This is a genomic window from Streptomyces sp. B6B3 (assembly GCF_039871525.1).
GTDB lineage: Bacteria > Actinomycetota > Actinomycetes > Streptomycetales > Streptomycetaceae > Streptomyces.
The window spans coordinates 971,913-985,740 of sequence record NZ_JBDPLU010000001.1 but is presented as its reverse complement, the minus strand read 5'-3'; the positions used below and the strand labels follow the sequence as shown (position 1 = coordinate 985,740).

At 73.8% G+C, this 13,828-nt stretch carries 13 protein-coding genes; 1 reads left to right on the top strand and 12 read right to left on the bottom strand.

The window, feature by feature from the left end:
- Positions 1–3 precede the first annotated feature (3 nt).
- From smc to ABGB06_RS04140, 3 genes are all read right to left on the bottom strand, one after another.
- Positions 4–3,609, bottom strand: a complete 3,606-nt coding sequence (gene smc / locus ABGB06_RS04150; protein WP_347585299.1) for a chromosome segregation protein SMC — start codon at positions 3,607–3,609, stop codon at positions 4–6.
- 184 nt (positions 3,610–3,793) lie between these two features.
- Positions 3,794–4,000: a hypothetical protein gene (locus ABGB06_RS04145; protein ID WP_347585297.1), complete on the bottom strand. Its 207-nt coding sequence runs from the start codon at positions 3,998–4,000 to the stop codon at positions 3,794–3,796.
- Between the two features lie 333 nt (positions 4,001–4,333).
- Positions 4,334–4,636, bottom strand: coding sequence for an acylphosphatase (locus tag ABGB06_RS04140; RefSeq protein WP_347585465.1), 303 nt, complete (start codon positions 4,634–4,636; stop codon positions 4,334–4,336).
- Between the two features lie 303 nt (positions 4,637–4,939).
- Here ABGB06_RS04140 and ABGB06_RS04135 point away from each other — a divergent pair, with 303 nt between their 5' ends.
- Positions 4,940–5,707 (top strand): CAP domain-containing protein, encoded by a 768-nt coding sequence (locus ABGB06_RS04135; protein WP_347585296.1) that lies wholly within the window; start codon positions 4,940–4,942, stop codon positions 5,705–5,707.
- Between the two features lie 41 nt (positions 5,708–5,748).
- Here the strand turns inward: ABGB06_RS04135 and mutM are convergent, their stop codons facing one another.
- From mutM to recG, 9 genes are all read right to left on the bottom strand, one after another.
- Positions 5,749–6,630: a bifunctional DNA-formamidopyrimidine glycosylase/DNA-(apurinic or apyrimidinic site) lyase gene (gene mutM, locus ABGB06_RS04130; RefSeq protein WP_347585295.1), complete on the bottom strand. Its 882-nt coding sequence runs from the start codon at positions 6,628–6,630 to the stop codon at positions 5,749–5,751.
- The gene (rnc, locus tag ABGB06_RS04125; protein WP_347585294.1) at positions 6,623–7,432 is read right to left on the bottom strand and encodes a ribonuclease III; all 810 of its coding nucleotides are present in this window, start codon (positions 7,430–7,432) and stop codon (positions 6,623–6,625) included. Before rnc ends, mutM begins: the two co-directional genes overlap by 8 nt.
- Positions 7,433–7,451: 19 nt before the next feature.
- Positions 7,452–7,625: a 50S ribosomal protein L32 gene (gene rpmF, locus ABGB06_RS04120; RefSeq protein WP_347585293.1), complete on the bottom strand. Its 174-nt coding sequence runs from the start codon at positions 7,623–7,625 to the stop codon at positions 7,452–7,454.
- Positions 7,626–7,627: 2 nt separating this feature from the next.
- Positions 7,628–8,239 carry a DUF177 domain-containing protein gene (locus tag ABGB06_RS04115; protein WP_347585291.1) on the bottom strand — a complete coding sequence of 204 codons (612 nt, stop codon included), beginning with the start codon at positions 8,237–8,239 and terminating at the stop codon, positions 7,628–7,630.
- A 179-nt stretch (positions 8,240–8,418) separates the two neighbouring features.
- Positions 8,419–9,480, bottom strand: a complete 1,062-nt coding sequence (locus tag ABGB06_RS04110) for a cell division initiation protein (protein ID WP_347585463.1) — start codon at positions 9,478–9,480, stop codon at positions 8,419–8,421.
- Between the two features lie 106 nt (positions 9,481–9,586).
- Positions 9,587–10,069: a pantetheine-phosphate adenylyltransferase gene (coaD, locus tag ABGB06_RS04105; RefSeq protein ID WP_347585290.1), complete on the bottom strand. Its 483-nt coding sequence runs from the start codon at positions 10,067–10,069 to the stop codon at positions 9,587–9,589.
- A gap of 38 nt (positions 10,070–10,107) precedes the next feature.
- Positions 10,108–10,695 (bottom strand): 16S rRNA (guanine(966)-N(2))-methyltransferase RsmD, encoded by a 588-nt coding sequence (rsmD, locus tag ABGB06_RS04100; protein WP_347585288.1) that lies wholly within the window; start codon positions 10,693–10,695, stop codon positions 10,108–10,110.
- Between the two features lie 115 nt (positions 10,696–10,810).
- Positions 10,811–11,260 (bottom strand): DUF6227 family protein, encoded by a 450-nt coding sequence (locus ABGB06_RS04095; protein ID WP_347585287.1) that lies wholly within the window; start codon positions 11,258–11,260, stop codon positions 10,811–10,813.
- Between the two features lie 296 nt (positions 11,261–11,556).
- Positions 11,557–13,797: an ATP-dependent DNA helicase RecG gene (gene recG / locus ABGB06_RS04090; RefSeq protein ID WP_347585286.1), complete on the bottom strand. Its 2,241-nt coding sequence runs from the start codon at positions 13,795–13,797 to the stop codon at positions 11,557–11,559.
- Positions 13,798–13,828 lie beyond the last annotated feature (31 nt).

Genomic DNA, 13,828 nt, shown 5'->3' with positions numbered 1-13,828 from the left:
GGGTCAGCCCAGCCGCTGGCTGATCACCTTCGAGACGCCGTCGCCCTGCATGGAGACGCCGTAGAGCGCGTCGGCGACCTCCATCGTCCGCTTCTGGTGGGTGATCACGATGAGCTGGGAGTTGTCCTTCAGCTCCGCCATGATGCGGATCAGCCGTTGCAGGTTGGTGTCGTCGAGGGCGGCCTCGACCTCGTCCATCACGTAGAACGGGCTCGGCCGGGCCTTGAAGATCGACACCAGCAGGGCGACCGCGGTCAACGAGCGCTCGCCGCCGGAGAGCAGGGAGAGCCGCTTGACCTTCTTGCCCGGCGGCCTGGCCTCCACGTCGACGCCGGTGGTCAGCATGTCGTCGGGGTTGGTGAGCAGCAGCCGGCCGTCGCCACCGGGGAACAGCCGGGAGAAAACGCCCTCGAACTCCCTGGCCGTGTCGTGGTACGCGGCGGTGAACACCTGCTCGACCCGCTCGTCCACCTCCTTGACCACCTGGAGCAGGTCGGCCCGGGTCTTCTTCAGGTCGTCGAGCTGCTCGCTGAGGAACTTGTGCCGCTCCTCCAGCGCCGCGAACTCCTCCAGGGCCAGCGGATTGACCTTGCCCAGCTGCTTGTAGGCGCGTTCGGCGGCCCGCAGCCGCTTCTCCTGCTCCCCGCGGACGAAGGCGCGGGGCCGGTTGCGCGGGTGCTCCGGGTCCTCGGGCAGCTCCTCCCCCTCGGCCGGAGGGGACGGCGGCACCGGCTGGTCGGGGCCGTACTCCCGGACCAGCACCTCGGGTTCGACGCCGAGCTCCTCCAGCGAGCGCGCCTCCAGCTGCTCGATGCGCAGCCGCTTCTCCGCGCCCATCACCTCGCCGCGGTGCACCGAGTCGGTGAGCTTGTCCAGCTCGCCCTTGAGCTCCCGGCCCGTGGCGCGCTCGGCGACCAGGGCGCGCTCGCGTTCGGCCTTGGCCGCCTCGGCCGCCGTGCGCTCGGACTCGGCGCGCCCCAACGACGCCTCCACGCGGGCCAGCAGGCGTCGGGCGCCGGTGGCCACCGCGCCGGCGACCGCGGCCTCGTGGTGGCGGCGGGCCCGGCGGTGTTCGGCGCGGGCCCTCGCCTCGCGTTCGGCACGGGCCGCGCGGTCGAGGCCGTCGGCGCGGCCGGCGAGGCCCTTGAGGCGCTCCTCGTGGGTGCGCACCTGGAGCCTGGCCTCCATCTCCGTCTGCCGGGCGTTGGCGCCGTCGGCGGCGAGCCGGTCGCGCACCGAGGTGTCCGGCTCCTCCTCCGCCTCCGCGGCCTCCTCGGCCACGGCCAGCCGCTCGGCCAGCTCCTCGGCCCGCTCCGCGGTGCGGACCAGCTCCTCCTCGGCCCGGCCCACCGCCGCCGCGGCGCGTTCCGCCTCCCCGGCGGCGGCCCTGGCCTGGCCGCCGAGCCGGCCGAGATCCTGGGCCACCCGGGAACGGGACCGCTCCGCGGCGCCGAGCCGCCGGGTCAGCTCCTCGGACCTGGCCGCGCACGCCGACCGCCGCTCCCGGGCGCGCTCCTGTTCGCCGGCCAGCTCGACGCACCGGTCGGTCAGCTCGGCGAGCCGGGCCGCCGCCTCGGAGACCGCGGCCTGCACCTCCAGCTGACTGGGCGCGCCGGCCGAGCCGCCGCGCACCAGATGCCGGGAGAGCACGTCGCCCTCGCCGGTGACCACCGTCAGGTCGGGGCGGGCGGCGAGCAGGTCCTCGGCGTCCCCGAGCGTGCCGACCACCACCACGTCGCGCAGCAGCCGGCGCACGGCCGGCATCAACTGATCGGGCCCGGCCACCAGGTCCGCCGCCCGGCGCGGGGTGTCGGGCACGGTCGCCGATCCCCCGGCCGGCTCGGGCTGTGCCGGCCGCTCACCCGGCGCGGGAACGTCGGGCGCGCCGCCGAGCAGCAGCGCGACCCGGCCCGCGTCGAGCTTGCGCAGCAGGCGCAGCGCCTCGGCGGCGGTGGTCGGTCCGTCCACCGCCACCGCGTCCGCCGCGGCGCCCAGCGCGGCGGCGACCGGTACCTCGAAGCCCGGCGTCACGGTCAGCAGTTCGGCGGCCGGCCCGAGCAGTCCGGCCAGCCGGTCGGCCGAGCCGAGCAGCGCGCCGGTGCCGTCCTTGTGGCGCAGCTGCAGGGCGAGCGCCTCGTGCCGGGCGGCCACCGCGGCGCGTTCCCGTTCGGCCGCGGTCACCGCCTCGCGGGCGGCGCGGGCGGCGTTCTCCGCGGCGGTCAGCTCGTCCTTGGCGGTCTGCGCCTCCGCGGCCAGCTCCGTGTCGTCGGCCGTCAGTCCGTCCACCTCGGCGCGCAGCGCCTCGTGTTCGCGCTCGGCGGCGGCGGCGCGCTCCGCCGCCTCGTCCCTGGCCGCGGTCAGCCGGGCGATCTCCTCGCGGGCGGACGCCACCCGGCTCTGCGCCGCGTTGGCCTGTCCGTGCAGCCGGGCCAGTCCCTCGCGGCGGTCCGCCACCGCCCGGGCGGCGTCCTTCAGTCGGCGCTCCTCCTCGGCCAGCCGCCGCTCCAGGGCGGCCCGGTGCTCGACGGTGTCCTCCAGCGCCCGGTCCGCGGCCTCGTGAGCCGCGGTCAGCTCCGCCTCCTGCTCGCGGATCCGGGCGGCCTCCCTGGCCAGGTCCTCGGGATCCCGGCCGCGCCGCTCCTCCGGCTCCTCGGCGGTGGCGCTGGCCACCCGGGCGTCGGCCAGGCTCACGGTGCCGCGCACCCGCTCCGCCAGTTGGGAGAGCTGGTACCAGGTCTGCTGGGCGTGCTGCACCCGGGGCGTCAGGGTCCGCACCTCCTCCTCCAGCTCCGCCTCCCGCGCCAGGGCCTCGGCGAGCCGCGCCTCCGCCTCCTCCTTGCGCGCCTTCAGCGCCGACTCGTCGGCCAGTTCGGCCCGCAGCGCCTCGCGCTGGGTGACCAGATCGTCGGCGAGCAGCCGCAGCCGGGCGTCGCGCAGGTCGGCCTGGATGACGGCGGCCCGCCGGGCCACGGCGGCCTGCCGGCCGAGCGGTTTGAGCTGGCGCCGCAGCTCGTCGGTGAGATCCTGCACCCGGGCGAGGTTCGCCTGCATCGCGTCCAGCTTCCGCAGCGCCTTCTCCTTGCGCTTGCGGTGCTTGAGCACGCCGGCCGCCTCCTCGATGAAGGCGCGGCGGCCCGTGGGGTCGGCGTGCAGCACGGAGTCGAGCTGGCCCTGGCCCACGATGACGTGCATCTCACGGCCGATGCCGGAGTCGGAGAGCAGTTCCTGGATGTCGAGCAGCCGGCAGGTGTCGCCGTTGATCTGGTACTCGCTGCCGCCGTTGCGGAACATCGTCCGGGTGATGGTGACCTCGGAGTACTCGATCGGCAGGGCGCCGTCGGCGTTGTCGATGGTGAGCGAGACCTCGGCGCGTCCCAGGGCCGGGCGGCCGGCGGGGCCGGCGGTGCCGGCGAAGATGACGTCCTCCATCTTGCCGCCGCGCAGCGACTTGGCGCCCTGCTCCCCCATCACCCAGGAGAGGGCGTCGACGACGTTGGACTTGCCCGACCCGTTCGGCCCCACCACGCAGGTGATCCCAGGCTCGAAGCGCAGCGTCGTGGCGGACGCGAAGGACTTGAAGCCGCGCAGGGTCAGGCTCTTGAGGTGCACGCCGTGCGACTTTACCCGGCGTTGTTCGCGGATTCGCCGTTTCGACGCGGAGGATGGAGGGCACATCAGTCAGTAAGCCAAGCCGGAAGCCTACGACCTCGCGACCTCACACATGACGAAGGGACGCCGAAGCGTCCCTCGCACAATCCGTGGCGACAGCCCGTGATCCGCCTCTTCGTTGAGGTCAGGTCAGCGCAGGCTCCGCCTTGGGCACATCGATGCCGTCGAGCAACGGGTCCCTGTGCCGAGCAGCGGCGGCGAGCGCGTCGTTCTCCGCCTGAACCCGGAGGAGCTGGGTCTCCAGGTCCTGGACGCGCTGCTGTAGCCGTCGCATCTCGGCGAGGACTCGGGGGTCAGAGCCGCCGATGTGACCGAGAAGCGCCTTTGCCATGATGGATGGTCCTCCACACTGAGTGACCGACCGAAGCCGTTGGTGGGTCGTGAGGGATAACGCCCGCGGGTCCGCTCGGCGTGGTGTTTAGGGGCCACACAGCCGAGATACGCGGGACTTTCAGCGTCTCACCAAAAAGTGGGACGGTCAACACGATCACACCGCGTATCGCTGGGGCCGACGCCGCCACAGGCAGTCCAAGCCATGTGCTTCGGGCTCGTCGGTGGGTCTCCGGCGGCCGGGCCGCTCGGTACTCGTGGCGGCAGCCTCGCACGTGAGAGTGGGGTTGGCAAGCTGTTTCCGGGACTTTCCCGTCGTATGCCCGCGGCCTGTTCACTCGATGACGAAGTCCCGGTGATCTCCCCTGGGTGTGTCCCAGATCTCGGTGACGCCGTCCACCCGTCCGGGCGTGTCGCCGGTGCGGAGCCACTCCAACAGTCGCTCGCAGCCCTCCCGTGACCCCTCGACGACGACCTGTACCCGCCCGTCCCCCAGGTTGCGCACCACACCGCGCAGCCCGCCGATGGCCAGTGCCCGGGCCCGGGTGTACCAGCGGAACCCGACGCCCTGCACCTGTCCGCGCACCCAGGCGGTCATGCGACTGGGCCGATCAGCATCGGTCGACTTCTGGGTCATACCGTCCATGTGACGCACGCTATCCCGTCAATTCCGCCACGGGGACTTCCCCGGCCCTCCCCATGCCGTACAGTCCGCGGCAGCACCACCATCCATTCGGGTGGTCTTCTTCGCCCTCGCGGGCGAACCAGTCAAGTGAACGAGGACGGTCCGCCGATGGGACGCCATCGCCGATCCGGCCCCGCCGCGGCGCCGGACAGCACCATTCGCAGCACTGAACGGGGACGCCGCGGGGCACATCGACGCGGCGGACACCCGCGCGCCGGGCTGCTCGGCGCCTCCGCGGCACTGACGGTCGGGGCGGTGGCCCTGGGCACCGGCCTGCTGCCGCAGGTCGCGGAGCAGTTCGAGCAGGACGGCTCCCCCGACTTCCGCGCAGACGACGAACAGGCCCCGCTGCCCCTGGACCTGCGGTCCGCGCCGCCGACGCTGGAGACCGACGGCGCGACCGGGGCACCGACCCCGGACGAGGAACCGGCGGACGAAACCTCCCCCGGGTCGGGGCCGGAGAGCGCCCAGGAGACCGGGTCACCCTCCGACGGCGAGTCAGAAGACCCGGCGGCGGACGAGGATCCGAGCGGCTCGCCGAGCACCGAGGACCCCTCCACGTCGCCCACCACCCAGGAGCCGGACCCCGAGCCGTCCACCCCGCCGGTCAGCGAGGAGCCGACCACGCCCGGCGGCGAGGCGGAGACGGTCGCGGCCCGCGAGGTGGTGACCCTGGTGAACGAGGAGCGCGCCGAGGCGGGTTGCGAACCGCTGACCGCCGACACCGCGCTGACCGGGCTGGCCGCCGACCACAGCAGGGACATGGCGGAACGCGGGTACTTCTCGCACGACGACCCCGACGGGCGCACCCCCTGGGACCGCGCGGAGGAGGCCGGCGTCGACAACCTCGGGGGCGAGAACATAGCCATGGGCCAGGCGGACGCCGCGGCCGTGATGGAAGCCTGGATGAACAGCGAGGGCCACCGGGCCAACATCCTCAACTGCGACTTCCGCACCATCGGCGTCGGCGTGTACACCGGTGAGGACGGCGGCCCGTGGTGGACCCAGGACTTCGGCTTCTGAGGGACTGAGCTTCCGAACGGCCGGCCGCGCGGTCCGGGTGGTCAGCCGGCGTCGCGGCGCCCGCGCGGCGGGCGCTGGCAGACGGGGCAGAAGTAGCTGGAGCGGTTCATCCAGGGCCGTCGGCGCACCGGCGCGGCGCAGCGGCGGCAGGGCAGGCCCTCGCGGCCGTAGACGTTCAGCGCGCGTTCGAAGTAGCCGGACTCGCCGTTGACGTTCACGTAGAGGCTGTCGAAGCTGGTGCCGCCCTCGGCGAGCGCAGCGGTCAGCACCTGCCGTACGTGGTCGAGCAGTTCCGCCGTACGGGGCCGGGTGAGCGTCGCGGTGGGACGCTCGAAGTGCAGCCGGGCGCGCCACAGCGCCTCGTCGGCGTAGATGTTGCCCACCCCGCTGATCAGCGACTGGTCGAGCAGCGCCCGCTTGATGGTGGTGCCGCGGCGGCGGAGCGCGGCGTGGAGGGCGTCGTCGTCGAAGGCCGGATCCAACGGGTCGCGGGCGATGTGCGCGATCACCTCGGGCACGCCGTCGGGCGTGACCGGGTGCACCGACAGTCCGCCGAACGTGCGCTGGTCCACGAACCGCAGCTCGCCGCCGACGGCGTCGGCGAAGGTGATGCGGACCCGCAGATGCTTCTCGTCGGGCGCCTGCCCCGGCTGGACGAGCAACTGCCCGCTCATGCCGAGGTGCGCGAGCAGCGCGGCCTCGCCGGGCCCCCGCTCGGCGTCCAGGGGCAGCCAGAGGTACTTGCCGCGCCGGCGGGCCGCCGTCACCCGGGCGCCGGCGAGCCGGGCGGTGAAGTCCCCGGCGCCGGGCAGGTGGCGGCGGACGGCGCGCGGGTGCAGCACCTGGGCGTCGACGATGGTCCGGCCGTTGATCCAGCGTTCCAGGCCGCGCCGGACGACCTCGACCTCGGGCAGCTCAGGCAACGGTCGCCTTGCCGCCCGGTCCGCCCGAGTGGTCTTTGCCGTGGTCCTTGCCCTTGCCCTTGCCGCGGTCGCCGTCGAGGGTGGCGTGGATCGCCCGCCACGCGGTCTCGGCGGCCTGCTGCTCGGCCTCCTTCTTGCTGCGACCTGTGCCGGTGCCGTAGATCTCGCCACTGACACGGGCGGCAGCAGTGAAGGTCTTCTCGTGGTCGGGGCCGGTCTCGCTGATCACGTACTCCGGCACGCCGAGGCTCTGGGCGGCGGTGAGCTCCTGGAGACTGGTCTTCCAGTCCAGGCCCGCGCCCAGGTTCGAGGAGCGCTCGATCACGGGGTCGAAGAGCCGGTGCACCATCTCGTCGGCCGCCTGCAGGCCACGGTCGAGGTACACGGCCCCGATCACCGCCTCCAGGGTGTCCGCGAGGATCGACGCCTTGTCCCGGCCGCCGGTGCCCTCCTCACCCCGGCCCAGTCGGACGAACGCCCCGAGGCCCAGGCCGCGCGCGACCTCGGCCAGGGCGCGCGCGTTGACCACGGCGGCGCGCAGCTTCGCGAGCTGGCCCTCGGCCAGATCGGGGTGCTTGCGATAGAGCGTGTCGGTGACGACCAGACCGAGCACCGAGTCCCCGAGGAACTCCAGCCGCTCGTTGGTGGGCAGCCCACCGTTCTCGTAGGCGTAGCTGCGGTGGGTCAGCGCACGCACCAGAAGGGCGGTCTCCAGCTCGTAGCCGAGCCGCCCTTCCAGAACCGCAAGGGACGAGGCCGTGTCCGCGGACGCCTGGGGATGCGATCTCCTGGCGTGTGACATGAAGCCCGTCACCCGCCGATCAGACCTCGAGGACCTGGCGCCGCTTGTACGTGCCGCAGTTGGCGCAGGCGGTGTGCTGGAGCCTGGGCTCCCGGCAGCGCTCGCAACGCACCAGGTTGGGCACGGCGGCCTTCCACTGCGCCCGGCGGTGACGGGTGTTGCTGCGCGACATCTTCCGCTTCGGAACAGCCACGGCTACCTCTCCTGTCGGTCGTCCCCGCTGGGGCGGGGTGCCTTCTCTTGCGATGCGGAGCCCTGCCGAGGCCGCATGGCCTCGGCGAGTTCTCCCAGTGCCGCCCATCGGACGTCGACGGCGTCGTCGTGGTGATGGTCCGGATCCCCGGCCAGCTGTGCCCCGCAGTCGGGGCAGAGCCCCGGGCAGTCCTCCTGGCAGACCGGCCGCAGCGGCAGGGACAGCACGACGGCGTCCCGCAGCACGGGCTCCAGGTCGAAGAGGTCGCCCTGGAGCAGCAGCGTCTCGTCGTCGCCGTCCGCGTCCTCGTCGCCCGACGCGGGCGCCAGGTACGCCTCGACGGCGTCGGGGTAGCTGAACATCTCCTGGAACTCCGCCTCGACCTCGTCGGTCAGCGGCTCCAGGCAGCGCACACACTCCCCCGCCAGCGGCGCCCGGACGGTGCCGGTGACCAGCACACCCTCCATGACGGACTCCATGCGGAGCGCCACGTCGAGCTCCTCCCCCGGCCGCACGCCGATGACCTCGTTGCCGAGGTCCGCGGGGGCGGGCACGGTGCGGGAGACCCGCTTGAGCGCACCAGGCCGCCGCCCCAGCTCACGCGTGTCGAACACGAGTGGGGCGCGACGGTCCAGGGGGGCGTTCAGGGCTTTCTGCTTTCTCGACGACGGCGACCAGGAAGAGCCGCACAGCGCGGCCCCTCAGGGAGGGGTCGGGGCGGGCAGCCGCGACCCATCACCGTGTCGCAGCCAAGGTGTCAGCATACGCCACGGGTCGCCGCCGGCCCAATCGGTCAGTGCTGGCCCTGCTCGTAGCGGCGCAGTTGCTCGGCGTCGAGCATGCCGGTGTCGAAGAAGCTGGTCTCGTCGAGCGCGGCCGCGCCCTGGTACCCGGGCTGCGCGTCCTGGTAGCCGTATCCGGAGGCGACGCCCTGGACCTGGTGCGCCTGCTGTGCGTAGGGATCCGGCTGCTGGGCCGGCACCGAGTACGCTTCGTATCCGGTCGCGGCCGGGGCGTAACCGCCCGCGTAGCCGTCCTGCCCGTACTCCTGCTGGCCGTAGGCCGCGGCCGCGGGCTGGGCGGCGGGGTACGGGTCCTGCGCCGGGTAGCCGGGGGCGGGCGGCACGACCTCGGGCTGCGGCTGCTGCGGCTGTGGCACCCCGAGGTAGTCGTAGGTGTCCTGCTCCGCGCTCGCGTCGAAGTACCCCTCCGCGCCCTGGCCGAGGCCGATGGCCTGCTCGTCCTGGGCGGCGACGTGCTCGGCCAGCTCGTCGATGGGGCGGTGTCCGGTCAGCTTCTGGCGGCCCCGGCCCACGGCCTCCAGCGTCTTGCGCAGCACTGCCTCGATGGCGGTGAACTGCGCGTCCACGTACGCGTCGGCGCGCTGCAGCAGCTCCTGCGGGTCGCCTCGGTCGGGGCCCAGCAGCTTCTCCCGGCCGCGGTCCACCGAGCCGATGGTCTTGCCCAGCACCACCTCGAAGTTGGCGAGCTTGCTGTCCACGTAGTCGTCGGCCTCCGCCTTGACCTCCGCGGCCTCGCGGCGGGCCTCGGCCAGGATGCGGGACGCCTCGGCCTGCGCCTGCTGGGCGACGGCGGTGCCCTCCACCAGGCTGCCGCGCTCGGCGTGCGCGGCCTCGACGATCCGCTGCGCCTCGGCCTGCGCCTCGGCGACCACCTGGTCGCCGGCGCCGAGCACCTCGCGGGCCTCGGCCAGCGAACCGGGCAGCGCCTCGCGGACCTCCGCCAGGCTGGTGAGCAGGTCGGTGCGGTTGATCACACAGGAGGCCGACATCGGCATGCCCTTGGCGCCCTGAACCGCCGTGACGATCTCGTCGAGCTTCTGCTGTACGTCCACGGAATGTGCGTCCACGGAAGCGACTGTACGGCCAACCGGGCACCGTCGGGGACTCTTCCCGGTCGTCGGAACGCCGGGAGACACCCGGCTGGCCGTCGGGGGCGGGTCAGCCCTCGGTCCCGAGCTTCTCGGCGAGGGCCTGCAGCACCGGCTCGGGGACCAGGTGCGAGATGTCGCCGCCCCAGGTCGCCACCTCCCTGACCAGGCTGGACGACAGGAAGCTGTACACCGGGTTGGTGGGGATGAAGAGCGTCTCCACGCCGGAGAGGCCGTTGTTCATCTGCGCCATCTGCAGCTCGTAGTCGAAGTCGCTGACGGCGCGCAGGCCCTTGACGATGGCCGGAATGTCGCGCTGCTTGCAGTAGTCCACGAGCAGTCCGTGGAAGGACTCGACGACGACGTTGCCGTACTCGCCGGTGCACCGCTCGATCAACGAGATCCGCTCCTCCACGGTGAACAGGCCCCGCTTGGACTTGTTGACCATGACGGCGACGTGCACCACGTCGTAGAGCTGAGAGGCGCGGGCGACGATGTCGAGGTGGCCATTGGTGATGGGGTCGAAGGACCCCGGACAGACTGCGCGGCGCAACGGTCTTACCTCGCTCCTCAGCTCGCTCGTCCGGTCCGTCATGACCGCACGTGGGTGTCGGGGGCGACGGCCTGCCCGTGCCACAGCGTTCCCTCGCCGTACCTGCGGGCCCGCAGCGCCGCGAACCCGTCCGGCCAGCGGAACTCCCCGCCCCGGGTGCTCCGCTCCACGGTGACGACCGCGTCGGCCACCAGCCAGTCTCCGGCCAGGAGTGTGAGCAGGATCTCCCGGAGCTCCGCGTCGCCCACGGCGTACGGCGGGTCCAGGAACACCAGGTCGTAGGGCCGGTCGGGGGAGCCGGCCGCGGCCAGCTGCTCCGCCCGCGCGGTGCGCGGTTCGGCGCCGGCCAGCCCGAGGGCGCGGACGTTCTCCTTCAGCACGCGGGCGGCGCGGGGGTCCGACTCGGCGAGCAGCGCGTGGGCGGCCCCGCGGGAGAGCGCCTCGAGGCCGACGGCGCCCGAGCCGCTGTAGAGGTCCAGCACCCGGGCCCCGGTCAGCGGGCCGCGCAGCGCCGTCCACGTGGAGAAGAGTCCCTCCCGCGCCCGGTCGGAGGTCGGCCGGGTGCCGCCGCCTGGCGGCACGGCCAGCCGCCGCCCGCCCGCAGTGCCGGCGATCACGCGCGTCATCAGGTCCTCGCTGCGCTCTACTGTGCTCCTGGTCAGCCGTCGGTCACCACGCTATACGGCGGACCGGCCGCGCGGACGGCCGGGCCCGGACGCGCGGGTGGACGGCGGGGAGCGCTCAGGTGTCGCGCAACGGGCGGACGCACCTGCGCGCCGCCCGTCCGGCCGTCAGTTCGTCGGCGTACACCTCGCAGACCAGCCGACGGTCCGGCGTCAGGTCGTGCTCCAGCTCGTACAGGCAGATCTCGCGGCCGTCGTCGAGCAGGAACGCGTGCTCGTAGACCGCGCACCAGGCGGCCGAGGTGAGCGAGCCGCCGGGGTCGGGCAGCCGCTCGATGTCGTAGGCCGTGGACGTGGCCAGCAGCCGCAGCGTCTCCTCGTCCGGCCGGTCGGCGTTGACCGCGCGGCGCAACAGCCGCCTGGCGTGCTCCGCGGCGTCCCGCCCCGGGTACTCCGGTCGGCCGGGCAGGCGGCTCTCCCAGTCCCGCCGTTCCGATCCGTTCAGCAGCGCCTCCAACTCCTCGACCGAGGGCACCGCCCGTTCCGGCCAGGCGTCTCGCTGCTCCATCTCGCGGCCTCCTCCAGGCGGCACACCCTCGGTCCGACCCGCACACACCGTAGCCCGATCAAGGGAGTTAGGGGAGCGTTCGCGGAGATCCGAGCACAAGCGGAAGGGTGCGCGGCGCCCCCGAGGGGAAGCCGGCGCCGGACGAGCCGGGAGCGACCGGGACGAGGGGGACGAGCCCGATCACCCACCGGCGACGGTCACATGACAGTCTGTCAGACCGAGCACGCGACTGACAGGCCGTCATGCGACCCGCCACGCAGGCGCGCTGACACCTGACGGGCCGTCCGGACGTGGGCTCAGCCCTTGTCGAGATACTCCTCGCGCTCCGCGTCGAGCAGTGCGTCGAGGGCGACGCGCAGCCCCGGGCTCCTCGTCAGGTCGGGATCGCGGGCCACCAGAGCGCCGGCCTCGGCGCGGGCCGCGGCGATGATCTCCTCGTCGGCGATGACCGCGAGCATCCGCAGGCTGCTGCGGCCGCCGGACTGGGCCTGGCCCAGCACGTCGCCCTCCCGGCGCTGCTCCAGGTCGATCCGGGACAGCTCGAAGCCGTCCAGGGTGTCGGCCACCGCGGCCAGCCGGCTCCGCGCCGGGCTCGCCTCGGGCGCCTCGGTGACCAGCAGGCACAGCCCGGCGGCCGAGCCGCGCCCGACCCGGCCGCGCAGCTGGTGCAGCTGGGAGACGCCGAACCGGTCCGCGTCCATGATCACCATGACGGTGGCGTTGGGCACGTCCACCCCGACCTCGACGACGGTGGTGGCGACCAGCACGTCCAGCTCACCGGCGGCGAACGCGCGCATCACCTCGTCCTTGGCCTCCGGCGCCAGCCGGCCGTGCAGCACGCCGAGGCGCAGCCCGGCGAGCGGCCCGTCGGACAGCTCGGCGGCCACCTCGGCGACGGCCAGCGGGGGCCGTTCGGCGCCGTCCGCGCCGCCGCGGCCCGCGGCCGGCTCGTCCTCGCCGCCGATCCGCGGGCAGACCACGTACGCCTGGTGCCCGGCCGTCACCTCCTCCCTGACCCGCTCCCAGGCCCGGGCCAGGAAGTGCGGCTTGTCGGCGGCCGGCACCACGTGGCTGGCGATCGGCGAGCGCCCGGCCGGCAGTTGGTCGAGCACCGAGGTCTCCAGGTCGCCGAAGACCGTCATGGCGACCGTGCGCGGGATCGGCGTCGCGGTCATCACCAGCAGGTGCGGCGGCCGCTCGCCCTTGGCGCGCAGCGCGTCCCGCTGCTCGACCCCGAACCGGTGCTGCTCGTCCACCACGACCAGGCCGAGGTCGTGGAAGCGCACGGTCTCCTCGATGAGCGCATGGGTACCGACGACGATCCCGGCCTCGCCCGTGACGGCGTCCAGCAGCGCCCGGCGCCGCGCCGCCGCGCCCATGGAGCCGGTCAGCAACACCACCTTCGTGCCCCCCTCGGCGCCGCCCAGCATGCCGCCCTCGGCGAACTCCCCCAGCATGGCGGTGATCGAGCGGTGGTGCTGCTGGGCGAGCACCTCGGTGGGCGCCAGCAGGGCGGACTGGCCCCCGGAGTCGACGACGGCCAGCATCGCCCGGAGGGCGACCAGCGTCTTGCCGCTGCCCACCTCGCCCTGGAGCAGCCGGTGCATCGGGTGGTCGGCGGCCAGCTCCTCGAAGATCTCGGCGCCGACCCGCCGCTGCCCCTCGGTGAGCTCGAACGGCAGCCGGGCGTCGAAGGCGGTCAGCAGGCCGTCGGCCGCCGGCCGGCGGGGTGCGGCGGGGAGCTCGGTCGCGGCCCTGCGGCGCCGGGCCAGCGCCACCTGCAGCACGAACGCCTCGTCCCACTTCAGCCGGGCGCGGGCGGCCTCGATGTCCGGCTGGGCCCGCGGCCGGTGGATCTTGTGGAACGCCTCAGGCAGCGGGATCAACTCCCGCTGCCGGCGCAGCGAGCCGGGCAGCGGGTCGACGAGCCCCGCCCAGCCCACCGCGTCCAGGGACTCCAGCACCATGCCGACGGCCTTGGCGATGCGCCACGACTCCAGCTGCCGGCAGGCCGGGTAGAGCGGCAGCGGGCGGCCGGCGAACTCGGCGACCGCGTCCCCCGCGTCGCCGTCCTCGGTCAGCAGCTGGTAGGCCGGGTGCGCGAGCTGGAGCTGGTGCCGGAACTCGCCCACCTTGCCCGCGAACATGCCGCGCCGCCCCGGCACCAGCTCCCGCTTGTGGTGGTGCGCGGAGCGGCCGAAGAACACCAGCCGGAGGCGACCACTGCCGTCGGTCAGGGTGACCTCCAGGCGCTGTCCCTTGCCCCGGTTGAACGACAGCAGGCGGGCGTCGGCGACCTCGGCGACGACGGTCACGTGCTCGTCGAGCGGCAGGTCGGAGAGCCGGGTCAGCTCGCCGCGCTCGGCGTACCGCCGCGGATAGTGGTGCAGCAGGTCGCCGACCGTGCGCAGTCCGAGGTGCTCCGCCATCACCTTCGCCGTGGTGCCGCCGACCACCCTGGCGAGCGGCTGGCCGACGAGGTCACCACCGGGCTGGGCGGCGGACGGGGGGGTGGGTGGCTGCTGCGGGACGGTCACGCCGCCTATTGCACACCACGGCTCGGACAGC